We start from the raw sequence: 24,366 nt of genomic DNA, 5'->3' as shown, positions 1-24,366 counted from the left end.
ACGTAATGGCGTTATTGAATGTAAATAAATTATCGGTGCATTTCGGCGACGAAAAGACACCGTTCCGTGCCGTAGACCGCGTGAGTTACAGCGTAAATCAGGGCGAAGTGGTCGGTATTGTGGGTGAATCTGGTTCCGGTAAATCCGTCAGCTCGCTGGCGATTATGGGGCTGATTGATTACCCAGGCCGCGTGATGGCGGAAAAACTGGAATTTAACGGCCAGGATCTGCAAAAGATTTCTGAGAAAGAGCGTCGTAACCTGGTCGGCGCCGAAGTGGCGATGATCTTCCAGGACCCGATGACCAGCCTCAACCCTTGCTACACCGTTGGTTTCCAGATTATGGAAGCCATCAAAGTGCACCAGGGCGGCAACAAAAGTACCCGTCGTCAGCGTGCTGTCGACCTGCTGAACCTGGTGGGCATTCCCGATGCGTCTTCGCGTCTGGACGTTTACCCGCACCAGCTTTCCGGCGGTATGAGCCAGCGCGTGATGATCGCAATGGCGATTGCCTGTCGTCCTAAGCTATTGATTGCCGACGAACCGACTACCGCGTTGGACGTGACCATCCAGGCGCAAATCATTGAGCTGTTACTGGAACTTCAGCAAAAAGAGAACATGGCGCTGATTCTTATCACCCATGACCTCGCGCTGGTGGCTGAAGCGGCGCACAAAATCATCGTGATGTACGCAGGCCAGGTAGTGGAAACGGGGGCTTCGCACGATATCTTCCGTGCGCCGCGCCACCCGTACACCCAGGCGCTGCTGCGTGCGTTGCCTGAGTTTGCGCAGGATAAAGCACGCCTGGCGTCGCTGCCGGGTGTGGTTCCGGGCAAATACGACCGCCCGAACGGCTGCCTGCTCAATCCACGCTGTCCGTATGCGACCGACAAATGCCGCACGGAAGAACCAGAACTGAACATGGTGGATAACGGGCGTCAGTCCAAATGCCACTATCCACTCGATGATGCCGGGAGGCCAACGCTATGAGTACCGAAAAGGCCGCTGCGCAACCTCTGTTGCAGGCCATCGATCTGAAAAAACACTATCCGGTGAAGAAAGGCATTTTCGGTCAGGAACGCCTGGTGAAAGCGCTGGACGGCGTATCGTTTGAACTCGAACGTGGCAAAACGCTGGCGGTAGTGGGTGAATCTGGCTGTGGTAAATCCACGCTGGGCCGCCTGCTGACGATGATTGAAATCCCGACCGGCGGTGAGCTTTACTATCAGGGCCAGGATCTGCTCAAGCCTGACGAAACCGCCGAAAAGCTGCGTCGCCAGAAAATCCAGATCGTGTTCCAGAACCCGTACGGCTCCCTGAATCCGCGTAAAAAAGTGGGGCAAATTCTTGAAGAGCCGCTGCAAATCAACACCAGCCTGAGCAAAGCCGAGCGCCGTGAAAAAGCGCTGGCGATGATGGCGAAAGTTGGCCTGAAAACCGAGCATTACGATCGCTACCCGCATATGTTCTCCGGCGGCCAGCGCCAGCGTATTGCTATCGCTCGTGGCTTGATGCTCGACCCGGACGTGGTAATCGCCGATGAACCGGTATCCGCACTCGACGTTTCCGTGCGTGCGCAGGTTCTGAACTTGATGATGGATTTGCAGCAGGAAATGGGGCTGTCGTATGTGTTTATCTCCCACGATTTGTCGGTGGTGGAACACATTGCCGACGAAGTGATGGTGATGTATCTGGGGCGCTGTGTAGAGAAAGGGACGAAAGATCAGATCTTCTCAAACCCGCGTCACCCGTACACGCAGGCGCTGTTATCTGCCACACCACGCCTGAACCCGGACGATCGCCGCGAGCGCATCAAACTCACCGGCGAGCTGCCAAGCCCGCTGAACCCACCTCCGGGCTGCGCGTTCAACGCCCGCTGCCGTCGCCGTTTCGGGCCGTGCACGCAGTTGCAACCGCAGCTTAAAGAGTACGGCGGCCAACTGGTGGCGTGTTTCGCTGTTGATCAGGATGAGAACGGGGAAATTCGGTAATTCAAAACGCCGCACTCTATCATCTTTGGAGTGCGGCGCTATTCCATATTAACTCCAAATGCTGCCTAAAAAATTCACCCTCCGCTCGAATTACATTCTGTAATAATCTTAATTATATACATTCATTCAAAGCATGATTCCAATATTAATTCATTTAATTAAGGTAATTAAATAGCATCAAATGCCTCCTGTTGCATAAAGCTAATGATGCTAAAATTACTTTTCTTTGTGAGAGAATGGAAAGTGTATTTATGGATGACTTATACCACCTTTACGATGAGCACGACTCTGATAAGCTACAAACGCTAATAAATAAAGAATGTGAGCTTGATTCATTATCTCGTGATGTAGCCAGGAAGTTTATCGGGTTGAGTTCGGCAAAGTATCACTTTGAACAAGAAATAATAATATTGCAGGAAAGTATAAGAAGTAGATTAAGCACCGGAGACATTTCAGTCGATGACGCTATTTATTTACTCAGCAATGAAATTGGTTCATTAAAAAAACAAGATAATGAAATTAGTAAGGGAGAAGTTAAGCAAGCGATAATTGTAAGACCCTCTCAAACTAACAATGAAAATGATGCCACTTTTGATTTAGTTATTGCAAGCATCGGGTTTATAGCCGGTGGCCTCCAGTTTGTCGCTGGTGCCGCGATGATCAGTACTGGCGTGGGCGCTGCTGCGGGAGCCTTGTTAGTCGCTCACGGAGTCAATAATGTTGTGGAGAGTGGCTATTATTTATTGTATCGGGAAAGCTATACTGGTCCAGTAAGGTTTGTCTACCAGGGAATAGGTGAGGCATTTGGTATAAGCAAAAAAAACGCTGATCTCATCTATACATTTACGGATATAGGAATGTCACTGAATGCTCTTCTTAGTTATAAGCTTGGAGAGGATGACGCAAGGCTGTTCAGATACATCAATGCTGACTTACTCACTGGCTTAAAACAGCAGGGAATGAGTTCAATGTCCGTTCTTGACATTGCAGCTGAGTTTGCGGGTGATATAAATACTGCAACGGCACAATATAGGTCATATTAGAAATGGATCATATACTATCATTTAGTGTTTATTTTTTTATTTGCTTACTGGGCATACCAATTTACTATCATATAGCATGCCATTTTTTATACTCTGAAAACGTCACGCTTAATTATCTCTCTGGTTTTTTATTGGCAGGAATAGGACACTTTCAGGTTTATATTGGAAGGTATGGTGTGGTACCTTACACCGATATTGTGATTCATGGCCGTAGTAATATTGTGCTTTCTTTAATACCTTTATTTATTTGTTTTCTCTATTCATTGGCATTTGGCATTGCTTACAAAAAGTACTTTGGCAAAAGAAGGTGATCGTTCATTTTGGAACCACCGCCAACACTTATGGAAAGCGTTATTTGTTTGAAAAAAGACTTTTTCAACCTTTCGGCTCAATCCCTTTCTTCTTGAGTTCTTCGCGCGCCAGATTCTTAAACCAGTTCGCCAGACTCATGCCTTGTTCTGCGGCTTCGACATCTAACTGTTCACGTAACGCGGGAGCAATGCGCATTTTGAATTGCGGGGCTTGTCCGCCAATTGTAGATTTTTTATCCCGTTTTAAGATTGACAAGAGGCCACCTCAGGGTTAGTTTGTTTGTTGTCAGGTGACACCTTATCATGAAGTCATTTGAAAAAAAACGCCCCCGCCAGGTATTGGAGTACCAGACGAGGGCTGACCACAAACGTTCACTGATTAGGAGTAACGCTATGGCTAACGCCGATAGTAACACATTCGCTCGCCCTGAAATCGAGCCTGCCATCACCACATTGTTAAAAGCCCCGCTCGGCAATCACTTGGATCTATTCGAGATTCTTGATAACTGCCAGTTCCATATCGACGCATTGATCGAAAACGACAACAACACCGAATGTATGGCGCTTTGTGGACGACTGCTTGCGGCGCTGGAAATGTTGAAAGTCACGCTTAACGCCCCGCTTCCGACACATTTAATTAAACGCCTGACAGTGGATGTCGCTACCGATGATAATTATCGTTGCCCACTTTCTACGGATTCGGAAACAATTCGCCAATATTGCGCGGCATTAACGATGCTTTTATTACAGCGCCAGCAATCCGCTGAACAAAAGCAGCAGGTAACGGGTTTATTGTTCGAGTTGGTTAACGTGTTGATTGAAGACCTCAAAACTCCGCGCTTTGTTCGGACGGATTCTGGACTGGTGATGATGAGCGGCGAGGCGGTGCCGGGGATCCATTAAGATTTCGTAGGGCGGATAATCTTGCGTCATCCGCCTTCTTCACACTCCCATGCTACATTTTTGTATCCCCAGCCCCGCTGATGTAGATTACAAGCCAAGAGACACACAGGAGTTCCCCTTGAGCACACAAAATTCCACTCCGCTTGGGTTTAGCTGGGATTCCAGCGTATTACCGCAGGTTAATCCGGGTACTATACGTCGGGCATTGGCTATTTATCTGCAACAGTTAACCTCATTCGTGTGGGACGCTGCAAAGCTGGAAAATAACCCGTTCACGTTTGTTGAAGTGCAAACACTTCTGGACGGTGTGACCGTCGGAGGACATAAGTTATCCGATGCCGAGCAGGTCACGAATCTTGCCGACAGCAGTAAAAAGTTGGTGGAATTAGTTAAGGCAGAACGCTTCGACCTGGATAAGCCAACAATCACTCTTTTGCATAGCATAGTTGCTCGTAATGAAGCTCTTGAATGGGGAGTGTTTCGCGGCGAAGGCGAAGAGACGAGTTATTCTCCTTACGTTGCTTTAGGTGAGCAAGGCGAGCACCGCCCATTGCCGACGTTAACGGGTGCTCCTGAATTAAACCGTATCTATTCTGAAGGTGTGCAATTTATAAAGACATTGCCGCCATTTGAAGGAGCATTAACGATGTTTCTTTTCGGTGCATTACAGCAGTTCTTTTTTGACGGTAACAAACGCACCAGTCGCCATATGATGAACGGCTGGTTAATGAAGCATGGATATGATCCGATAAGCGTTCCAGCCGCGAGAGCTCAAGAGTTTAACGACAAAATGGTGAGCTTCTATGTCAGTAAAGACGCGACGGAAATGTTGGTATTCCTCAATAGTTGTCGTCGTACCTGATCGTTTTAAATTTAGTCGCGACCTGGGTGTTTGGCGGTCGCGACATTAGGAATAAAACCCTTCCTTGCACCCCAATATATTCACCACCTAAATACCAAAACAACTTTTTACTTTTCCAGTGTGCTATTTGCCACACAAACCCCAGGGAAATATAAACCTCAAATTTAATGTTAATTTTCCACGCGAAATATTCAACTTGGCCCAATTCTATTTATGTGTGTGAATTCACAAACAAAAGCTGCTACCTTTTAATGGTTAGTATTAAATAGCGCTTAATTACAAATCTAATCATCTTCATGCTTAGATGCGTATTGATAAGAAAAAAAGATGGAGAAAAGGCCGCTGCTGCCTATATATTGGCTTGGAATGCCATTGTTTTACCTGCAAAAACAATAATAAAAATAGTGATGATAACTCACCGCAATTAATAATGATTTATGAAGTCAATAGCCCATGATCATTATCCAAAAAACCTTTTTAATAGTATTGGTATAAGCTTTGCATAACTATCTCATCGAAACGTCTTATAAATCATGAGTGTCGCAATGAAAAATTATGATGATTTACAGCGATTCAAGGATAAGACCCGCACAGGCGCTATCGAATTCAAGGATATGTCGGCGCAAAACAAACACTCAGATACCAGCAATTGGGCCATCATCAAGCAGTTAATGAATACTGGAGATGACGACTCCGTGTTGTCTCATGCCGGAAGCATTGCGGTGCCAGCGCCACAGGCGGTGAAGGCGGATGAGTTTGATGCCAGCCATTTCAGGCCGTTAGTCGCTCAACCCATCTCGAGTACGGCGGCGCAAGGGTCTATTCTGGATAGCCTGCAAAGTGCACTGCCCGACACTAAAACTGCGGCTTTTCAACCTGAGCAAACGCAGCACACCACCGCAACTCTGTTTGAACAACTTGCACCGGTCACCGCCGCGCCAGAAGCTGCTGTCGAGCCGATTCCGCACTCTATTCCAGAACCCGTAAAAGAAACCGTGAAACCTGCCGTGGTATCCCCGCCGCAGGCCCCTGCACCGGTAACAACCGAACCCGTGCGTTTTGACAAACTGTTCGCAGCCAAAGGGAATACGGCGCGGAGTCATCCCGCCAAAGACTTACCGCTGCAACCGTTGCTGGAGATGATTGCGTCATGCCGCTAGTGTGTGTTTGCTCGCCAAAAGGCGGAGTAGGGAAAACCACGGTTACTGCCAATCTGGCGTATGCGCTCGCGCGTGCGGGTAGCAAGGTTTTAGCCATTGATTTTGATGTGCAAAATGCGCTGCGCCTGCACTTTGGCGTGCCGTTGTCTGATGGACGGGGTTATGTCACAAAAGCGATTGAATCTGCGGACTGGAGCCAGTCAGTTTTAACCGCTGGCAGCAATATGTTTGTGTTGCCGTATGGCGATGTCACGGAAGATCAGCGTCTTGAGTTTGAGCATCTTCTGGCAACCGACAGCCACTTCCTGATGCGCGGATTAAGCACATTGCTTAACTATCCCGGCTTGGTGATTATCGCCGATTTCCCACCTGGGCCGAACCCGGCGCTGAAGGCCGTATCGCGCCTGGCTGATTTGCATCTGGTGACGATGCTGGCGGACACCGCCTCGCTTTCGCTGTTGCCACATATTGAAAACCATCGTTTGATTGGCGAGCCGTTAAATAATAAAGCGGGATATTATTTTGTTCTCAACCAGAGCGATAACCGCCGTCATATAAGCCGCGACGTCACCGCATTTATGCAGCAGCATCTTGGCGATCGTCTGCTTGGTGTTATTAACCGTGATGAAAGTGTGGCTGAAGCAAATGCTTCTCAGCAATCAATATTCGATTTCAGCCCTGCTTCTGCTGCGGCTTTTGATATTGAACTGATCAGTAAACGAGTTGCAGCTATTCTCGGCATAAAAATTGGTGATGGTGCGGTTCACACCGCCTTGAGAACGTCAAATTTCTGACATTTATCCAGGATGTCCTATGAAAAAGGTCCTGTTTTATTTACTGCTATTGGTATTAGCTCCAATAGCAGTCCTGATCATCATTACGCCTATGGACAGCCAGAAGCAGTATATCTTTGGCTTTATTAGCCTTGCGATTCTGTTTTTATTAGGCTTCAGCAAAAAGCACAGCGTCTCGATAATCATGATGCTGGTCTCGGTTTTGATGTCGACGCGTTATATTTATTTCCGTGCGACACAAACCCTGCACTTTAATTCTGAAATAGAAGCCATTCTGGGAATAGGGTTATTTTTAGCTGAACTTTATATCTGGGTCGTTTTATTACTGAGTTATCTGCAAACCGCTTTCCCATTAAAACGGGGAATTGTGCCGCTGCCGGATGATACTTCGACCTGGCCGACGGTGGACGTTTACGTCCCCAGTTATAACGAAAGCCTCGAAGTGGTGCGCGATACCGTGCTGGCTGCGCAATGTATCGATTACCCGCGCGACAAGATTAAAATCTACCTGCTCGATGATGGTAAACGACGCGAGTTTGCGGTGTTTGCCGCAGATGCGGGCGTGGGTTACATCACGCGTAACGATAACTCGCATGCTAAAGCCGGGAACCTCAACCACGCCATGAAACTCACCAAAGGTGAGCTGATCTGCGTGTTTGACTGCGACCACGTCGCCACGCGTATTTTCCTGCAAGCGACCGTCGGTGCGTTCCTGCAAGACCCGAAACTGGCGCTGTTGCAGACTCCGCACTATTTCTACTCGCCCGATCCGTTCGAGCGTAACTTATCCGGCGGGAAAAACATTCCCAACGAAGGCGCGTTGTTCTACGGCCCGATTCAGCAGGGTAATGACAACTGGAACGCGACATTCTTCTGTGGCTCCTGCGCTGTGATTCGCCGTAGCGCACTCGAAGAAATCGGTGGTTTTGCAGTAGAAACCGTCACAGAAGATGCGCATACCGCGTTGAAAATGCAGCGCCTTGGCTGGAAATCCGCGTTCCTGGATATCCCGCTGGCGGCGGGCCTGGCGACGGAGCGCCTGGTGCTGCACGTGATTCAGCGAACCCGCTGGGCGCGCGGCATGACGCAAATATTCCGCCTCGATAACCCGTTATTTGGCCGTGGCCTGAAATGGCAGCAGCGCCTGTGTTATCTCAACGCGATGCTCTATTTCCAGTTCGCCTTGCCGCGCGTGGCGTTTGTGACTGCACCGCTGGCCTATTTGCTGTTCAACCTGAACATCATCCACTCCTCGGCGAGTCTGATTTTTGCTTACGCGCTTCCGCATCTGATATTGAGCATTTACCTCAACTCACGCATGAACGGGCGCTATCGCTACAGTTTCTGGGGTGAGATTTACGACATGGTGATGGCATTCCACCTGGTTCTGCCGACGGCTGTCACAATGCTGTTCCCGAAACGCGGCAAATTCAACGTGACCGATAAAGGCGCGCTGTTGAACGTCGGATATTTCGATTTCAGCGTCGTGCGCCCGCATATGATTGTCGCGGTTTTACTGGCCGTCGCGGTGATCGCCGGGATAGTGCGTGCCTGTGCGCATGACTATTTCGACGTGGATCCGAACGTTATCGCGCTCAACGTGGGCTGGGGTTTATACAGCCTGGTGTTCCTGCTGGCGGCGATTGCCGTCGCCCGTGAAACGCGTCAGACCCGTAAAACCATTCGTATTGATGTCGATATTCCGGTGGTGATCCACTACGCCAGCGGGATTTCATCGCGCAGTAATACGCTCGATTTGTCGATGGGCGGCTGCCGAATTGCGGTGCCGGACGATCGCCATCTCACCGATGAAATTGAAGAAATTGAGCTGCAACTGAAGTCCGGCTCAATCAGTATTCCGGTGCAAGTAATTGCCAACGACGAACAAGCGATTCGCCTGCAATTTGAAGAGATCCCACTCGACCGTCGCCGTGAGCTGGTGCGCGTGGTTCTGGCTCGTGCTGATGCCTGGATTCACCCACCGAAACCGCAGGATAACCCGTTCCGTTCCCTGCTTATCATCATCCGTTGTGTGTTTGACTTGTTCTGGCTGACCTGGAAATCACGTCGCGAAAACCGCCGTCTGCGCCAGGAAGAAGCGAAGCGTATGGAAAGTGCCAGTGAGGACAACGTGACATGAAACGGATGACCGTTAAAGTTTGCCAGTTATTGCTCGCGTTATGTGTTTTAAGCTCGCCCGTTATGGCCGAAGACACCGCGACGGTAGAGTCACAAATTCCGCTGGATTTACCGGCACCGGACGCCACATCTACTACGCCAGAAGCGACACCCGATTCTGTACCTGTGCCCCAAACGCCACCGATGCAAGATTCTGTTCCTGTGACGGAGCCGACTCCGGCTGTGACGGCACCGTCGTCGCCATCAGTCTTCACGCCGGGCAACGTCAGCAGTATTACCGTGGCGCAAATGGGCCAGCCGCGCGGCGTCATGCTCAGTGGCGGCCAGTTGCAGGCGGGGATCGACTTTACGTTGCCCGCAGATCAGGTCATCACCAACGCGCAATTGCTGCTGAATCTGAAAGTGTCTCCGGCGATGGCGGCACGCAACACCACGTTGCAGCTGATGATGAACGGTCAGCCATTGGGGATGGTGCCGCTAGGTTCTGCGGACAGCGATGTCTCGAATTACCAGCTGGACATTCCTGCGGCAATGGTGGTGTCGAGCAACAATATCAGCTTTAAAATCAACGATGGCGATGCGTTACTGTGCCTGCGTGACCTGTCTGATAAATACCAGGTCACGATCATGCCGACCACGCGTCTGGATCTCGAAGGCCAGCAGTTGAATATCGGTGCGGATCTTAGCCATTTCCCGCGCCCGTTCTTTGACGCGATGCAGATGACTCCGGCTTCTGTGGCGTTTGCCTTCCCGGCCAAAACGCTGCCTGAGCAGGTGAGTGCTGCGGCTCTGGTGGCGTCCTGGTTGGGGATCGAAGCGGATTACCGTGGGATTTCCTTTAACGCGCTGCACGACAAACTGCCCGAGAAAAACGGCATTTTGTTTGGTAAACCGGGCGACCAGATTGGCGGCCTGACGTTACCCGCAACGCAAAAACCGATGCTGCAAATCATCGATAACCCTGGCAACCCGGTTTATAAACTGCTGTTGGTGGTAGGGAATTCAGATCAGCAACTTCGCGCGGCGGCGTGGCGTTTAACTCACGGTAAATTTGACGGGCAAACCGCCAGCGCCGCCGTTGAAAACCAGGTGATTCCGGTGAGCAAAGCGTATGACGCGCCGCGCTGGATTTCCACCGAACGCCCGGTGCGTTTAACTGAACTGATGCGCAAAGACCAAAGCCTGACCGCAACGGGGATCTGGCATGAGCCATTAAGCGTTGCCTTCCGCGCCGCACCGGATTTGTTCTTGTGGGATGGCGACACGATCCCGATGAAAATCGGTTATCGCTTCCCAACGGAAAACTGGATAGACGAGGAGCGCTCATACCTTTCCATGACGTTCAACGGCACGTTCCTCAACAACCTGCCGGTGAACAAGCAGGGTGCGCTGGAAACGTTGTGGCGCAAAGTGGGCGGCGATGCACGTCAGGAAAATTACAACCTCGCGCTGCAACCGTATCTGATTTACGGCGACAACCAATTGTCGCTGTACTTCAACATCCAGACCAAAGAAACCGCGCCGTGTAGCGTGCTGCTTAATAACAACATTAAGAGCCGTATCGACGATGATTCCTGGATTGATTTGAGCAAAACGCGCCACTTCTCGCTGCTGCCAAACCTCTCCTATTTCGTTGGTGCTTCGTTCCCGTTCTCCCGCTTTGCGGATTACTCACATACCGTTCTGCTGCTGCCTGAAAACCCAGGCGAGACTGAAATCAGCACCTTGCTGAATATGGCGGCTCGTTCGGGAAATGCGACCGGGGCATCGCTTAACAACAACGCGGTGATGTTTGGCCTGCCGACCGGCGGCGCAAACCTGCAACGCCTTGAAGAAAGCCATGTGCTGGCGGTTTCGACCATCAATCAGAATGCGTTCAACCGCACGTTACTGGCGCAATCGCCGTTTACCAGCAATGAGCATTCGTTTGGCGTTCGTGAACGTTCAATCTGGCAAAAAATTCAAAGCTGGATAGAAGGCGACTGGGGTTCGACGGGTATCGCCGCTGACCGTTATTTCTCATCTAACGAAGCGTGGCGCGGGTTTGTGAGTTTCCGCTCGCAGTGGAACCCCGATCGCGTAGTGGTGATGGCGATTGGCAGTACCGACGAACAACTCTCACGGCTTCAGACGGATCTCAGCTCGGCCAGAATCAACGCCAGCATTCGTGGCGATGCGGCGATCATTACCGATGAAAACGGTGTCCGCAGCTTCCGTGTCGGCCAGCAGTTCCCGAGCGGCCAAATGCCGTGGTACATGATGGTGGTCTGGTACGCCAACCAGCACTCCGCCTTCCTGGCCATTTTAGGTTTGTTGTTCGCTACGGTAATCGGCCTGAGCTTGTATGCCTTACTGAAAAAACGCGCACGTAAACGTCTTAATCCTCAGGATGATGGTAAGTAAAGGTGGTGCTCAATGACTTATAAAAATAAAACTGCCCGGCACCTGTTAACTCTGTGCTTCTTTGGCGGCCTGACGTTTAGCGCACAGGCTGCGGATAATAATCCGGCGTTAAAAGCGTTGTTTGACCAGGCTAACTACTGGCATGAAAAGTCACACGACGAGCTGGCGAAAGAAGCGCTGCAAAAGGTGTTGATGGTTGACGCCAACAACACCCAGGCGATGTACCTGATGGCGTTGTGGTCGCAGCAGGCCGGAGATATCAAAGGTGCCACACAGTGGCGCGAACGCCTGGCGTCCGTTTCGCCACAAGACAACAATTTGCAGGCGTTAGATAACGCGAAACAAATTCAGCAAATCCCTCGCGGGCAGTTGGATTTGGCTCGCCAGCAAGCACGCAGCGGCAACGTTCCCGCAGCCCTTGCGACCTGGCGTAATTTGTTTAACGGCGACCAACCGCCGCCAAGCCTTGCGCCGGAATATTATCTGACGATGGCGGGCGATAAATCGCTCTATCCGCAGGCGGTGGCAGGTCTACGCCAGTTCACCGCCCAAAACCCGCAGGATAACGGCGGGCGCATCGCGCTGGGTAAAGTGCTGACTTATCAGGAAGGGACGCGACGTGAAGGCATGGACATCCTGCAAAATATGGCCAGTGGCAGCCAGGATGCGGACAAAGCGCTGCGCCAGGCGTTGCTGTGGCTTGGCCCAACGGCGAGCGACGAGCCGTATTATCAAACCTTCCTGCAACGCCACCCGAAAGATACGGCGGTGCAAGATCACTACCGTAAAAACATCGGCGGTGCGGCCAAAGGCGAAGGCTTTACCGCGCTTAACAGCGGGAATACCGATGCGGCGAAAAGCCAGTTCGAACAAGTGCTGCAATCCAACCCGCAAGACGCCGATGCGCTGGCGGGCATGGGTTATATCGCGCAACGTAAAGGCGATTACACCGCTGCCGCAGAATATTTAAATCGTGCGGCGAACCTCGGCGGTGAACAGTCCGGCGAGCGCAAACAGCAGGCCGATGACGCCGAGTTTTACGGGCAACTGGCGAGCGCACAGGCCGCGTTTAAACAAGGCAATATCAGCCAGGCGCTGGCACTCAGCGCGCCGCTGGCGCAACAAAGCGGTGAGCGCGGGACATCAGCGAAATTATTCCGCGCCGATGTTCAACGCCACAATAAAGATTACGCCGCTGCCGAGCAGACGCTGCGCAGTGTGCTGACCGATCAGCCCAATAACGGCCCGGCTCGTGAAAACCTCTATTACGTGTTGCGCGAGCAGAATAAAACCGCCGAAGCGCAGGCGATGTTACAAACGTTGCCTGCCAGTTTGCAGGCAAAATTGCAGCCGCGAGTTTCTGGCGGCAACCCAGCCGATCCGGTGCGTCGCCAGGCACAACAGGCCGTCGCAAATGGCAATCCACAACAGGCCATTGCGATTTTGCAGCAGGGTGTTTCGCGTTATCCATCTGACCCGTGGCTGCGCCTCGACTTAGCGCGTCAGCTACAGAAACAGGGGAATAGTGCGGAGGCGAGCAATGTGATGTCGCCGTCGTTCCGTCCAAATGCCAGCAATACCGAACTGTATGCCGGTGCGTTGTTTGCCAGCGAAAACAACGCCTGGCAGCAAGCACAGACGCTGCTTTCGCGCATTCCGGCCTCCAGCCAGAACAGCGATATGCGCTCGCTTGCGTCACGGGTGAACTACAACCTGCAAATGTCGGTCGCCGAACGCTATCTGGCGCAGGGCGATACGGTTGCTGCGGCGAATACCTTAAAAGCACTGGCTACGCGTCCGCCACAAAGCCCGGCTGATGCCGGTAAACTGGCGAAGATGCTGGCACAATCTGGCGATGTCACCACCGCCGTGGCAATTGTGCGCGGCAATATGAGCCGTGGCGTGCAGGGCAATGCCGGTGATTATGGCGACCAGATTGCGGTGCTAAACCAGGCGGGCCTCGGGCGTGAAGCGCAGGCATTTCTGGCCAGCCCGGAATTGCAGTCGCGCAGCACGCCGACGCAACTGGCGAGTATTCGCAACGGTTATGTCATCAACGAAGCCGATCAGCTACGCACGCAGGGCAACTATGCGGCGGCGTACGACAAACTGATTCGTGCGATGCAAAACGATCCGCAAAACACCGACCTGATGTTTGCCATGGCGCGTTTGTATCAGTCCGGCAAAATGAACAAAGAAGCGGGTCTGGTTTACGACTATTTGATGACGCGCGACACGCCGCAACAAGATGCGCGTACGGGAGCAATTGACGTCGCGCTGGCGAATAAAGATGTCGATAAAGCGAAGCAGTTGGCTGCGGGTTTACGTAATGACGAATCCCCGGATCGCCTGCTGCTGCTGGCACGCGTGGCGGAAGCCGACGGCAATCACCAACAGGCGATGAGCTATTTACGCACCGCCCGTGGCAAATTGGTGGGCCTGCAAGGGGTTGAAAGCGGTACGGCGCCAACGCTGGGCGGCCTGGCGTTGGCAGATAATCCGTTCACCCCGAAAACGTCCGTTGCTCCGCAAGCTACCGCATCTAACTCGCTGTATGGCGAAGCGATGCCGTGGCAGGTCGCACAGCTGGCGCGTAATCCGCAAACCGCGCCTGTGGGCACGACGCGTACCGACTTGCCGGTTGAAACGGCACAGGCGGGCACGTTGCGCCAGGTTGATAACATGATGGAACAGCTCACCGAGAAAACTTCTACCTGGGCGCGTGGAGCGGTGTCGGTGCGTGGGCGTGATGGCGAAAGTGGCCTGAGCAAACTCACTGAAATTAAAGCACCGTTACAGTGGTCAACCGTTCCGTTTGGCGACTCGCGATTAGATTTGAACGTGACACCCATCAGCCTGAACGCCGGGAGTTCGTCAAACGAGTCCAGCCGCCGCTTTGGTACGGGTGCTCTGATTCAGGGGCAAGTGGGCGAGGAGTTGTATAACGCTTCCACCACCACACCGCCAGAGCTGCCAAATATCGACAAGATAATCGTGCCGTCTCAGGGTTCGCAAAGTGCGGCGGGTGTTGAAGTGGGCATGGCGTTAACTGGCGAGCAGTACAAGCTGGATATCGGTTCTACGCCGCTGAGTCAGGATTTGAATACCGTGGTCGGTGGCGTGCAATGGTCGCCGCAGCTGACTGATTACCTGAAATTAATTTTGACCGGCGAACGCCGGGCGGTGGTCGATAGCCTGCTTTCTTATGTGGGTGTCGAAGACAAATACAGCGGTAAGAAGTGGGGGCAAGTCACCAAAAACGGCGGTAGCGCGCAGTTGAGCTACGACGATGGTGACGCCGGTTTTTATGCCGGTGTTGGCCTGTATAACTACCGTGGCGAAAATGTCCCGAGTAACGACAACTTCACGGGTAACGCAGGCGTTTATATTCGCCCGTACCATGCTGATGACCGCGAACTGAAAACCGGTATCAGTATGACTTACATGGATTACTCGAAAAACCTCAGCTTCTTCAGTTACGGGCAAGGCGGCTATTTCAGCCCGCAGGATTACATCAGCGTCTCCTTCCCGGTGGATTATTCGCAGAAGTTTGATAACTGGACGATGTCTGTCGGCGCGTCGCTGGGCTACCAGTCGTATAGCCAGGACGAAAGCCCGTACTTCCCGACCGATTCAGCAATGCAGTCGCAGCTGGAAAACTACGTGGCTAACGGCTTTGCTAAAGAGGCGTGGTACAGCGGCAGCAGCGAAAACGGCATGGGCTACAACCTTCGCGCCGCAGCCGATTACAAAGTGAATAAAGACATGACGATTGGTGGCCAGGTTGGATATGACACCTTTGGTGATTACAACGAAAGTACCGCGCAACTCTACTTCCGTTACCTGCTGGGGAATAATTAAGCATGAATGACGCGCAGCTTTTGAAATACTTTCAGAGTCAGCAAACGCAACCGGGCTGGTTCTCTCTGCTCCACATCATGATTGAAAGCATGGTGGCGAATGCGGGTGAAGAGGAAAGCCGCCAGTTTCTGGTGCAAATGGGCGACACCTTAGCCGGGCGTTTCCCATTACCTGTCGCAAGAACTGTGGGCGAACTCGAAACACAGATAAATGGCAGGCTCGCCATTTTCAACTGGGGCTATATTGATATTGAGGCCAGCGAAACGGCGATGCTTATTCGCCATATGGCTTTACCTGTCCCTGGCGAAGAAGCGCAGCAGGCTTCCTGGAACAACGCTTTTAGCGCGGTTCTGGAAGGCGTGTACGCCCGTTGGATTCGCGATCAGGGCGGTAAACCGCACGTATCGCTGTGGCGTGAGTCTTCACCGTCGACAACAGTGGTACACTTCAGATATCAAATTAGTCGATGAGGTGCTTCGATGTGGCAGCGATACAAAACGCTGATAGTGGCAATATTCGCTTTGATCTTCAGCCATTACGCGCTGGCTGATGGCGCATGGGATAGCTATAAATCGCGATTTTTAATGCCGGACGGTCGCATCGTCGATACCGGCAATAAAAGCGTCAGTCACACCGAAGGCCAGGGTTTCGCCATGATGATGGCGGTGCTAAACGATGACCGTGACAGTTTCGATAAGATATGGGGCTGGACGCGTACGACCCTGAAAAACCCGGAAAATGGTTTGTTCTACTGGCGCTATAACCCTGTTGAAGCACAACCTATTACCGATAAAAATAACGCCACCGATGGCGATACGTTTATTGCATGGGCGCTGCTAAAAGCCGGGGAAAAGTGGAGCGACAAAGATTATCTCAATGAATCTGATGCCATCACCAAGGCGTTGGTTGCCCATAATGTGATTCGTTTTGCGGGCTACCAGGTGATGCTGCCCGGAGCCAAGGGCTTTAATCTCAACAGTTACGTAAACCTCAACCCTTCCTATTTCATCTTCCCGGCGTGGCAGGATTTTGCTAATCGTAGTCATTTAATGGTGTGGCGAGATTTGATCAACGACGGGCAGAAGCTGCTCGGGAAAATGCAGTTTGGCAATCCGCAGCTTCCCTCTGACTGGGTTTCTTTATATTCCGATGGGCGAACCGTCCCGGCAAAACAGTGGCCAGCTCGTTTTAGCTACGACGCGATTCGCGTCCCGCTTTATGTGTACTGGTTTAACCACAATAGCCCGCAATTACAGGTTTATAAAACCTGGTGGGGGCGTTTCGCGCGTGATAAAACCCCAGCCTGGGTGAATGTCACCACCGGTGATCCGGCGCCTTATATGATGGACGGTGGCTTGCTGGCGGTACGCGATTTAGTGCTGCAACCCGCAAGTGCCGCGCAACCGCAAATCACCGCGCAAGAAGATTATTATTCTGCGAGTTTGAAGATGCTGGTGGGGTTGTCGACGAAGTGAGTTGATGGTTGGTGTCAGCCCTTCACCGCTATATTCGTGGGTGCGGGGCTTAAGATTGATATTCGATCCGAAATCAGAATTGTTATGCTCTTCTCTTTGTGTGTAAATCCTTTATGCCTGTTCATTATTAATAAAGGATATTACTCATGGCGAATTTAACATATTTAACACTTATCGGACAAAAGCAAGGAAAGATCTCTGCGGGTTGTATGTCGCTGGACTCTGTGGGAAATAAAGCACAAATTTCCCATCTGGATCAGATTCTTATTTATGAATTAACTCACGCCATTTCCCGCGATCAAAATGCCTGTCACCACCCGGTTATAATCACCAAACCTATTGATAAATCTTCACCTTTACTTGGCAAGGCTATTTCTGAGAACGAGATTTTGACATGCGATTTCGACGTCTATATGATAAATAAATTTGGTATTAATGAACTGTTCTACAAAATAAAGCTAACTCAAGCCCGAATGACCGATATTCATATGACACTACCCAATAATTTAAGTGACCCTAACGGACAACCGAATGAGGTAATATCACTTTCCTATGAAACCATAACATGGGAACATTGCACCGCAGGAACCAGTGCATATAGTTTGTGGAGTGATCGAGTCTATTAAATATCATTAAAATGAATATTTCAAATTGTAGTCATAAGTTATTTTTATAAATGCAATTTCACGGCAAGGTAAGTTGTCATCATTGAGAGGATGCAATGCTACATTTTGTAATGGACTATGCAAAAAGAGATGTGAAGAGTAAGAGACTAAAACTCAATTGTGGTCGGCTAGGCCAGTTCGATGTATTAAGCGGTCAGGAACCTTATACTAATATCCCAGAATGTTCATTTAAAAGCGGGGCTGCTATCCCTCCGGGTAAATACTGGATCGTTGATCGGCCAGTAGGGATTTTGAAGAATAGGGCAAGAGCGACATTTATTGATTTGTGGAAAAATACATTTATAAGTGGTGAAACGCCCTATCATCAAGACTGGTTTGGTTTATTCAGTGACAAAACAATGAGTAATGAACTCCCTGTTTATAATAAAATAAGAAGTGCTTTTTGCCTGCATCCATTAAATGCTGATGGAAGTGGAGTATCTGAGGGGTGTATTACTTTTTATAGTGTACCTGATTTTTTATTTGTCAGAAGAGCACTGTTACACCAGAAGAAAACTAAAGTGTTTGCAGTTGGTCAAAAGTTAGAAGTTTATGGTGACATTCATGTCATAAATAATCCGACTATCCATGATGACTATAAAAATGGAAATTTACCCGATCCACATAATTTTTTCACAGAGTCTTTAGGTCTTGATGATTATAATAATTTATTGCAAGGAGGCAAAGTGAGCAATCCATTGTTACGAGAGAATGCCTGCTATGGGCAGGCTGCAGATGATTTTCGGACATTTAGAGAACAACATAATAAATCTGAGTCAGATCTAAGAACGGGTGTTTCCATTACCATTATAAAATAGAGCGTAGTCTTGATGAAAATTATTATAAAACCTCCTTTTTTGTTTTTTGGCTTGACGACTTCTATGCTGAGTGTTCTTTCTACAGTTTTTTATTTTAGTGACTTGACTCTATGGGTGTGCACTAAATGGAAACAACAAGCTGATATATTCGATAGGGTCTGCGATTTTTTCCAACTCGGTGTTGCATGTTATTTTTTATATGGTTTTTTGTTCACGCCAGTTTTTTATATTATTATAAATAATATAGCGAATAAGTTTCTTAATGCTAATGAAAAGAAAGAATCTAAAATTAAGCGTTTGTTTGTGCGGTCGTGTTATTACACATTTGTTTATATTATTAGCGTCAGTATAATGTCTTTAGCACTTATGATCCTTATGTGTTTATTACCTCTGGACCTTATGTTTGATGATTTATATCATACCATGAAGAAGGAATACGGTTGGTATAGTGGTGGAGCATATGATTTTAATCCTCTATTCGCTGATTTCTTAATATTTGTGCATACCATTTTACCTCTTTCTATTTGTCATGCCATTTCAAAGACCCTGAGGGAAACCCTTTCTGGAGATCCTTCACCTGAAAATGAGCAGGAATAGAAACGTGTTGTCAGGGTTTTCAACGATTGTCGTTACGATGAAGGATGAGGTTTCCCCATGCCTCTTACTCACCAGAGAATCTTGCTTACAGAATTCCCCTATTCGGCCGCCACAACATCTAAAACCCACCACAATGCAGTATACTCAGCCTGCACAACAATATGTCTATCAGAGCACAGTCATTGCGGAGAGTGAGTTTGCGAGTCAGTCGTTCGTTAACGATTAAACAGATGGCAATGGTGTCAGCCGTTTCCGTGCTGTTTATTTTCATTTTTATCGTGGTTCAGCTTTTCCACTTTGTACAGCAAAGCCGCTACGATACAGCCAGCCAGATGGAGAAAATCGCCCATTCGGTGCGTATTCCGCTGTCTGCTGCGATCCTGAAAGCGGATATTCCACAGGCTGAATCCATCCTGAATCAAATTCAACCGTCCGGCATTATCAGCCGGGCAGACGTGGTATTGCCGAACCAGTTCCAGGCATTACGCCAGAGCTTTGCGCCTGAGCGCCCAATTCCGATGTGGATTGCTCGCCTGTTTGAGCTGCCGGTTCAAATTTCGTTGCCGTTGTATTCCCTGGAGCGCCCGGCAAATCCGCAGCCGCTGGCTTACCTTGTGCTGCAAGCGGATTCCTGGCGGATGTACAAATTCATCATCAGCACCATTTCAACATTGCTGACGACTTATCTCTTGTTGGCGCTGATTTTGTCGGTTGCTATTAGCTGGTCTATTAACCGTTTGATCGTGCATCCGATACGAAATATTGCCCGTGAGATAGACAACCTTAGCCCGCACGATGCGGCGAGCCATCAACTCAAATTACCCGCGCTGCATCACGATGATGAAATCGGCATGCTGGTGCGCAGCTATAACCGTAACCAGCAGATGACGCTGCGTTTGCATGATGAAATGAGCGCCATGAGCACGCGTCATGTGGTTTCAGAGCTGCCCAATAAAGCGCTGTTGCTGGCGTTGCTCGAACAGCTTACGGCGGATGATAAAAAAAGTGCGCTGATTGTGATTGCCAGCGAAACCTTGCAGGATGCCGCGGGCGTGCTCAACGAAGAGCAACGAGAAATGCTGTTGCTGACGCTGGTCGAAAAAATCAAAAGCGTGCTACCACCAAATATGGTGCTGGCGCAACTTAGCGGCAACGACTTCGGGATTATCGCGCATGGTGTGCAAGATGCCTGGGCTGCTATGGCGCTGGCAAAGCAAATTCTCGCGGTGCTTAACGAAAAATTACCGATTCAGTCAATCTCTCTTAAACCGACGGCGAGCATCGGAATTGCGATGTATCTCGGTGGTTTGACGGCAGAACAGCTGTATCGTCGTGCGGTATCGGCCGCATTTTCAGCGCGTCGCCACGGTAAAAATCAGATTCAATTCTTTGACCCGGAACAGATGGAAATCGCGCAGCGCCATTTGACGCAGGAGCACGATTTACTGACCGCATTAGACAACCAGCAATTTGCGATTTGGCTCCAACCCCAGGTCAATATGCGTACCCGCGAAGTGGTGAGTGCAGAAGTTTTACTGCGCATGCAGCAGCCGGATGGGTGCTGGGCGCTGCCAGAGGGTTTGATTGCGCGTATTGAAGATTGCGGGTTGATGTTCACGATTGGCAACTGGGTGCTTGAAGAGTCTTGCCGCGTGCTGGCGGGTTGGCAAAGTCAGGGCATCACCATGCCGCTGTGTGTGAACATCTCGGCGCACCAATTGCTGCATGAAGAAATGGGGTCGTCGCTACTGGAGTTACTGGTGCGTTACCGCATTCAGCCAGGCATGTTGATCCTTGAAGTCACTGAAAGCCATCGTATTGATGACCCGAAAAAAGCGATCAGTGTTTTGCGCCCGCTGCGTAAAGCCGGGGTCAGAATTGCGCTGGATGATTTTGGCATGGGTTACGCAAGCCTGCGCCATTTGCATCATCTGAAAGCGCTGCCGGTCGATGTCCTGAAGCTCGACAAGAGCTTTGTTGACGGCCTGCCCGACGACAACGCAATGGCGGGTGTGATTATCGGTATGGCGAAAACGCTGGGCCTGAAACTGGTGGCTGAAGGGATTGAGAACCAGGCGCAATGCGACTGGTTATTAAGCGAAGGCGTGACGCTGGCGCAGGGATATTTATTCTCCAGAGCGCTGACACTTAAAGAATTTGATGCGCGATATTTATCGACCACTCAGCAGTAAATCATTTGTTGCAAATGTTATTAAGCTGGCGCGAGTCAGTTCAATAATTTAACAATTTTGTTTACAAATTAGCGCTGTATCACTTTTGGGTGTTTTTGTGGGTGTTATTTTTGGTGCCGCAGATCGAAAGGTTTGCGGAATCTTCACCTCTCAAGGACACCCTATGAAACTCTCTCTTTTCAAAAGCCTCTACTTTCAGGTTCTGACGGCAATCGCTATCGGTATCTTGCTGGGACATTATTACCCAGAGTTAGGCGCGCAGATGAAACCCCTCGGCGATGCGTTCGTTAAACTGATTAAAATGATTATCGCCCCGGTTATCTTCTGCACAGTTGTGACGGGCATCGCGGGCATGGAAAGCATGAAAGCCGTGGGCCGCACCGGTGCGGTGGCACTGCTTTACTTTGAAGTTGTCAGCACCATTGCGCTTATCATCGGCCTGATTGTGGTTAACGTCGTTCAGCCTGGTGCGGGGATGAACGTTGACCCGGCAACGCTTGATGCTAAAGCGGTGGCGATATATGCCGAACAGGCGCAACAACAGGGCGTGGTCGCATTCTTGCTCGATGTGATTCCGGGCAGCGTGATTGGCGCATTTGCCAGCGGCAACATTCTGCAAGTGCTGCTGTTCGCGGTTCTGTTTGGTTTTGCACTGCACCGCCTGGGCCACAAAGGCCAGTTGATTTTCAACGTCATTGAAAGCTTCTCGCAGGTCATTTTCGGCATCATCAATATGATCATGCGCCTCGCGCCAATTGGTGCTTTCGGTGCCATGGCGTTTACCATCGGCAAGTACGGTGTCGGCTCGCTGGTTCAGCTCGGCCAGTTAATCATCTGCTTCTACATCACCTGTATTTTGTTTGTCGTGCTGGTGCTGGGTTCTATCGCGAAGGTGACGGGTTTCAGCATCTTCAAATTCATTCGCTACATCAAAGAAGAACTGCTGATTGTGCTGGGCACTTCTTCTTCTGAGTCCGCACTGCCAAGAATGCTCGATAAAATGGAAAAGTTGGGCTGCCGCAAATCGGTGGTCGGACTGGTGATCCCGACGGGTTATTCGTTCAACCTCGATGGCACCTCCATTTACCTGACGATGGCGGCGGTGTTTATCGCGCAGGCCACCAACAGCCATATGGATATCTTCCATCAAATCACGTTGCTGGTGGTGTTGCTGCTCTCCTCTAAAGGGGCGGCGGGCGTAACCGGAAGCGGCTTCATCGTGTTGGCAGCGACTATCTCGGCGGTGGGGCATTTACCGGTTGCAGGGCTTGCGCTGATTCTCGGTATCGACCGCTTTATGTCTGAAGCACGTGCGCTGACCAACCTGGTCGGTAACGGCGTGGCGACTGTCGTTGTGGCGAAATGGGTGAAGCAGTTGGATGAAAAACAGCTGACCGAAACCCTGAATAATCCACATTCCGCGAAAAAAGTGAGCGAAGTCTCTTCTTAATCCCTTCCAATTGCCCACAGCGACTTGCCCTTGCTGTGGGCTACTGCGCATAATTGACCCTTGTGCCATTTTCTTTGGCGTTTTTTTCATTTTTAAAGTGACGTTTTCGCGAAGTTGCGGTCAAACGGAGTGGTGATACGTCGCCTGTGGTGGCTATATTGCGTAATGCTATGTCGCCATTACACTTTTTAATCAGGATTGTTTTCCAGGGGTTAACATGCAGGGCACCAAAATTCGACTCTTAGCTGGCGGATTGCTGTTGGTCGCCGCCGCCAGTAATGTGCAGGCAGAAGCACTTCAGCCCGATCCAGCCTGGCAGCAAGGTACGCTTGCCAATGGTTTTCAATGGCAAGTCCTGGCCACACCTCAGCGCCCGAGCGATCGCATTGAAATTCGTCTGATGGTGAATACTGGCTCATTGACAGAGACCAACCAGCAGAGCGGCTACAGCCACTTTTTACCACGTCTGGCGCTGACCCAAAGCGGCAGCTTGCAGCCTTTACAGGCGCGTTCTTTATGGCAGCAAAGTGTGGACCCGAAGCGTCCACTGCCACCGGTTATTGTCTCCTATGACTACACGCTGTTTAATCTCAGCCTGCCAAATAACCGCAATGATTTACTCAAAGAAGCCCTGACTTATCTTTCCGACAGCAGCGGCAAAATGGCGATTACCCCAGAAACGGTAAACGTTGGGCTGCAAACTCAGGATATGGTCGCCACCTGGCCGATGGACACCAAAGACAACTGGTGGCGCTATCGTCTGCAAGGCTCCACGCTGCTGGGCCATGACCCAGCAGAAGATCTCAAGCAGCCTGTCGATAGCGAGCAGCTGAAAGCGTTCTACCAGAAATGGTACACCCCAGATGCGATGACGCTGATTGTGGTGGGTAACGTCGACAGCCGCAGCGTTGCCGATCAAATCAATAAAACGTTTGGCACCTTAACCGGTAAACGTGAAACGCCTGCACCGGTCGCGACACTTTCTCCGCTGAAACGGACTCCCGTCAGTTTAATGACTGACAGCGTGCGTCAGGACCGGCTTTCGCTGACGTGGGATAACGCCTGGACGCCGATTCGTGAATCTTCCGCGCTGCTGCGTTACTGGCGTGCCGATCTCGCGCGTGAGGCGCTGTTCTGGCATGTGCAGCAAAATCTCAGCAAGCAGAATATCCAGGATTTAAATCTCAGCTTCGATTGCCGCGTGCTGTATCAGCGTGCGCAATGCGGCATCAACCTGGAATCGCCAAATACCAAACTGGACGCGAATCTGGCGACGGTTGGGAAAGAGTTGGTGAGCGTGCGTGATAAAGGGCTGTCGCAAGAAGAGTTCGATGCTTTGATTACCCGGAAAAAGGCCGAGCTGGCTGGGCTGTTCGCCACGTACGCGCGGACTGATACCGATGTGCTAATTGGCCAGCGTTTGCGTTCGTTGCAAAACCAGGTGGTAGATATTGCGCCGGAACAGTACCAGAAGCTGCGCCAGGACTTCCTCAACAGCTTGACTCTGAGCGGGTTGAATCAGGATTTGCGCCAGCAATTGTCGCAAGAAATGGCGTTAGTGTTGCTGCAACCGAAAGGTGAACCTGAGTACAACATGAAGGATCTGCAAGCGACGTGGGATAAAGTGATGGTTCCGTCTAAGGCGCTTCCGTTAACGGATGAACCTAAGCAGGACGTGTCGGATATTCCGCCAGCGCAATAAC

General features: G+C 50.5%; 19 protein-coding genes. 18 read left to right on the top strand and 1 reads right to left on the bottom strand.

Annotation, left to right across the window (positions count from 1 at the left end; genetic code table 11):
• Nucleotides 1-5 precede the first annotated feature (5 nt).
• The 3 genes from dppD (at nt 6) to AC0IWZ_RS20800 (ending at nt 3,033) form a co-directional block, all read left to right on the top strand.
• Nucleotides 6-989: a dipeptide ABC transporter ATP-binding protein gene (gene dppD, locus AC0IWZ_RS20810; RefSeq protein ID WP_034499682.1), complete on the top strand. Its 984-nt coding sequence runs from the start codon at nt 6-8 to the stop codon at nt 987-989.
• A complete protein-coding gene (gene dppF / locus AC0IWZ_RS20805) occupies nt 986-1,990 on the top strand; it encodes a dipeptide ABC transporter ATP-binding subunit DppF (protein WP_471678553.1) in 1,005 nt (334 codons plus the stop codon). The genes dppD and dppF overlap by 4 nt, the downstream gene beginning before the upstream one ends.
• Before the next feature lie 251 nt (nt 1,991-2,241).
• On the top strand, nt 2,242-3,033 hold the full coding sequence (locus AC0IWZ_RS20800; protein ID WP_471678554.1) for a DUF4225 domain-containing protein: 792 nt from the start codon (nt 2,242-2,244) through the stop codon (nt 3,031-3,033).
• 375 nt (nt 3,034-3,408) lie between these two features.
• Here AC0IWZ_RS20800 and AC0IWZ_RS20795 read toward each other — a convergent pair whose 3' ends face one another.
• Complete coding sequence (locus AC0IWZ_RS20795; RefSeq protein ID WP_410373192.1) at nt 3,409-3,600, bottom strand: toxin-antitoxin system HicB family antitoxin; 192 nt, start codon at nt 3,598-3,600, stop codon at nt 3,409-3,411.
• Nucleotides 3,601-3,737: 137 nt separating this feature from the next.
• Here AC0IWZ_RS20795 and AC0IWZ_RS20790 point away from each other — a divergent pair, with 137 nt between their 5' ends.
• The 15 genes from AC0IWZ_RS20790 to AC0IWZ_RS20720 all read left to right on the top strand — a co-directional run bounded on the left by AC0IWZ_RS20790 (nt 3,738) and on the right by AC0IWZ_RS20720 (nt 24,365).
• Nucleotides 3,738-4,247 (top strand): hypothetical protein, encoded by a 510-nt coding sequence (locus AC0IWZ_RS20790; RefSeq protein ID WP_471678555.1) that lies wholly within the window; start codon nt 3,738-3,740, stop codon nt 4,245-4,247.
• 118 nt (nt 4,248-4,365) lie between these two features.
• On the top strand, nt 4,366-5,109 hold the full coding sequence (locus AC0IWZ_RS20785; RefSeq protein ID WP_471678556.1) for a Fic family protein: 744 nt from the start codon (nt 4,366-4,368) through the stop codon (nt 5,107-5,109).
• Between the two features lie 545 nt (nt 5,110-5,654).
• Nucleotides 5,655-6,269 (top strand): cellulose biosynthesis protein BcsO, encoded by a 615-nt coding sequence (gene bcsO / locus AC0IWZ_RS20780; RefSeq protein ID WP_471678557.1) that lies wholly within the window; start codon nt 5,655-5,657, stop codon nt 6,267-6,269.
• Nucleotides 6,260-7,063 carry a cellulose biosynthesis protein BcsQ gene (gene bcsQ, locus AC0IWZ_RS20775; protein WP_034499666.1) on the top strand — a complete coding sequence of 268 codons (804 nt, stop codon included), beginning with the start codon at nt 6,260-6,262 and terminating at the stop codon, nt 7,061-7,063. The genes bcsO and bcsQ overlap by 10 nt, the downstream gene beginning before the upstream one ends.
• Before the next feature lie 19 nt (nt 7,064-7,082).
• Entirely contained in the window at nt 7,083-9,203 is a 2,121-nt protein-coding gene (gene bcsA, locus AC0IWZ_RS20770) for a UDP-forming cellulose synthase catalytic subunit (RefSeq protein WP_471678558.1), read from the top strand.
• Nucleotides 9,200-11,605, top strand: a complete 2,406-nt coding sequence (gene bcsB / locus AC0IWZ_RS20765) for a cellulose biosynthesis cyclic di-GMP-binding regulatory protein BcsB (RefSeq protein WP_471678559.1) — start codon at nt 9,200-9,202, stop codon at nt 11,603-11,605. Before bcsA ends, bcsB begins: the two co-directional genes overlap by 4 nt.
• A 12-nt stretch (nt 11,606-11,617) precedes the next feature.
• On the top strand, nt 11,618-15,466 hold the full coding sequence (locus AC0IWZ_RS20760; protein ID WP_471678560.1) for a cellulose biosynthesis protein BcsC: 3,849 nt from the start codon (nt 11,618-11,620) through the stop codon (nt 15,464-15,466).
• Nucleotides 15,467-15,468: 2 nt separating this feature from the next.
• On the top strand, nt 15,469-15,936 hold the full coding sequence (bcsD, locus tag AC0IWZ_RS20755) for a cellulose biosynthesis protein BcsD (protein ID WP_034499658.1): 468 nt from the start codon (nt 15,469-15,471) through the stop codon (nt 15,934-15,936).
• A 9-nt stretch (nt 15,937-15,945) separates the two neighbouring features.
• On the top strand, nt 15,946-16,941 hold the full coding sequence (locus tag AC0IWZ_RS20750) for a glycosyl hydrolase family 8 (protein ID WP_471678561.1): 996 nt from the start codon (nt 15,946-15,948) through the stop codon (nt 16,939-16,941).
• A gap of 146 nt (nt 16,942-17,087) precedes the next feature.
• On the top strand, nt 17,088-17,567 hold the full coding sequence (locus tag AC0IWZ_RS20745) for an Hcp family type VI secretion system effector (protein WP_471678562.1): 480 nt from the start codon (nt 17,088-17,090) through the stop codon (nt 17,565-17,567).
• Between the two features lie 95 nt (nt 17,568-17,662).
• Nucleotides 17,663-18,424 carry a DUF2778 domain-containing protein gene (locus AC0IWZ_RS20740; RefSeq protein ID WP_471678563.1) on the top strand — a complete coding sequence of 254 codons (762 nt, stop codon included), beginning with the start codon at nt 17,663-17,665 and terminating at the stop codon, nt 18,422-18,424.
• Nucleotides 18,425-18,436: 12 nt separating this feature from the next.
• Nucleotides 18,437-19,021, top strand: a complete 585-nt coding sequence (locus AC0IWZ_RS20735; protein WP_471678564.1) for a hypothetical protein — start codon at nt 18,437-18,439, stop codon at nt 19,019-19,021.
• A 197-nt stretch (nt 19,022-19,218) separates the two neighbouring features.
• Nucleotides 19,219-21,213, top strand: a complete 1,995-nt coding sequence (hmsP, locus tag AC0IWZ_RS20730; RefSeq protein WP_471679109.1) for a biofilm formation regulator HmsP — start codon at nt 19,219-19,221, stop codon at nt 21,211-21,213.
• A 163-nt stretch (nt 21,214-21,376) separates the two neighbouring features.
• Entirely contained in the window at nt 21,377-22,663 is a 1,287-nt protein-coding gene (locus AC0IWZ_RS20725; protein WP_115626865.1) for a dicarboxylate/amino acid:cation symporter, read from the top strand.
• Nucleotides 22,664-22,880: 217 nt separating this feature from the next.
• Nucleotides 22,881-24,365 (top strand): M16 family metallopeptidase, encoded by a 1,485-nt coding sequence (locus tag AC0IWZ_RS20720; protein ID WP_034499642.1) that lies wholly within the window; start codon nt 22,881-22,883, stop codon nt 24,363-24,365.
• Nucleotide 24,366: the final 1 nt, after the last annotated feature.

The sequence above is a fragment of the Buttiauxella sp. AC142 genome (assembly GCF_979253435.1).
Note: the sequence above shows the minus strand (reverse complement) of the source record. Positions and strands in the feature narration are given on the sequence as shown.

Bases quoted from the DNA above. Each gene is read 5' to 3' on its own strand.
- bcsQ (WP_034499666.1), top strand. From the start codon at position 6,260: ATGCCGCTAGTGTGTGTTTGCTCGCCAAAAGGCGGAGTAGGGAAAACC.
- AC0IWZ_RS20720 (WP_034499642.1), top strand. From the start codon at position 22,881: ATGCAGGGCACCAAAATTCGACTCTTAGCTGGCGGATTGCTGTTGGTC.
- bcsO (WP_471678557.1), top strand. From the start codon at position 5,655: ATGAAAAATTATGATGATTTACAGCGATTCAAGGATAAGACCCGCACA.
- AC0IWZ_RS20745 (WP_471678562.1), top strand. From the start codon at position 17,088: ATGGCGAATTTAACATATTTAACACTTATCGGACAAAAGCAAGGAAAG.
- AC0IWZ_RS20760 (WP_471678560.1), top strand. From the start codon at position 11,618: ATGACTTATAAAAATAAAACTGCCCGGCACCTGTTAACTCTGTGCTTC.
- AC0IWZ_RS20750 (WP_471678561.1), top strand. From the start codon at position 15,946: ATGTGGCAGCGATACAAAACGCTGATAGTGGCAATATTCGCTTTGATC.
- AC0IWZ_RS20725 (WP_115626865.1), top strand. From the start codon at position 21,377: ATGAAACTCTCTCTTTTCAAAAGCCTCTACTTTCAGGTTCTGACGGCA.
- bcsB (WP_471678559.1), top strand. From the start codon at position 9,200: ATGAAACGGATGACCGTTAAAGTTTGCCAGTTATTGCTCGCGTTATGT.
- dppD (WP_034499682.1), top strand. From the start codon at position 6: ATGGCGTTATTGAATGTAAATAAATTATCGGTGCATTTCGGCGACGAA.
- AC0IWZ_RS20790 (WP_471678555.1), top strand. From the start codon at position 3,738: ATGGCTAACGCCGATAGTAACACATTCGCTCGCCCTGAAATCGAGCCT.
- AC0IWZ_RS20735 (WP_471678564.1), top strand. From the start codon at position 18,437: ATGAAAATTATTATAAAACCTCCTTTTTTGTTTTTTGGCTTGACGACT.
- bcsD (WP_034499658.1), top strand. From the start codon at position 15,469: ATGAATGACGCGCAGCTTTTGAAATACTTTCAGAGTCAGCAAACGCAA.
- bcsA (WP_471678558.1), top strand. From the start codon at position 7,083: ATGAAAAAGGTCCTGTTTTATTTACTGCTATTGGTATTAGCTCCAATA.
- AC0IWZ_RS20800 (WP_471678554.1), top strand. From the start codon at position 2,242: ATGGATGACTTATACCACCTTTACGATGAGCACGACTCTGATAAGCTA.
- dppF (WP_471678553.1), top strand. From the start codon at position 986: ATGAGTACCGAAAAGGCCGCTGCGCAACCTCTGTTGCAGGCCATCGAT.
- AC0IWZ_RS20740 (WP_471678563.1), top strand. From the start codon at position 17,663: ATGCTACATTTTGTAATGGACTATGCAAAAAGAGATGTGAAGAGTAAG.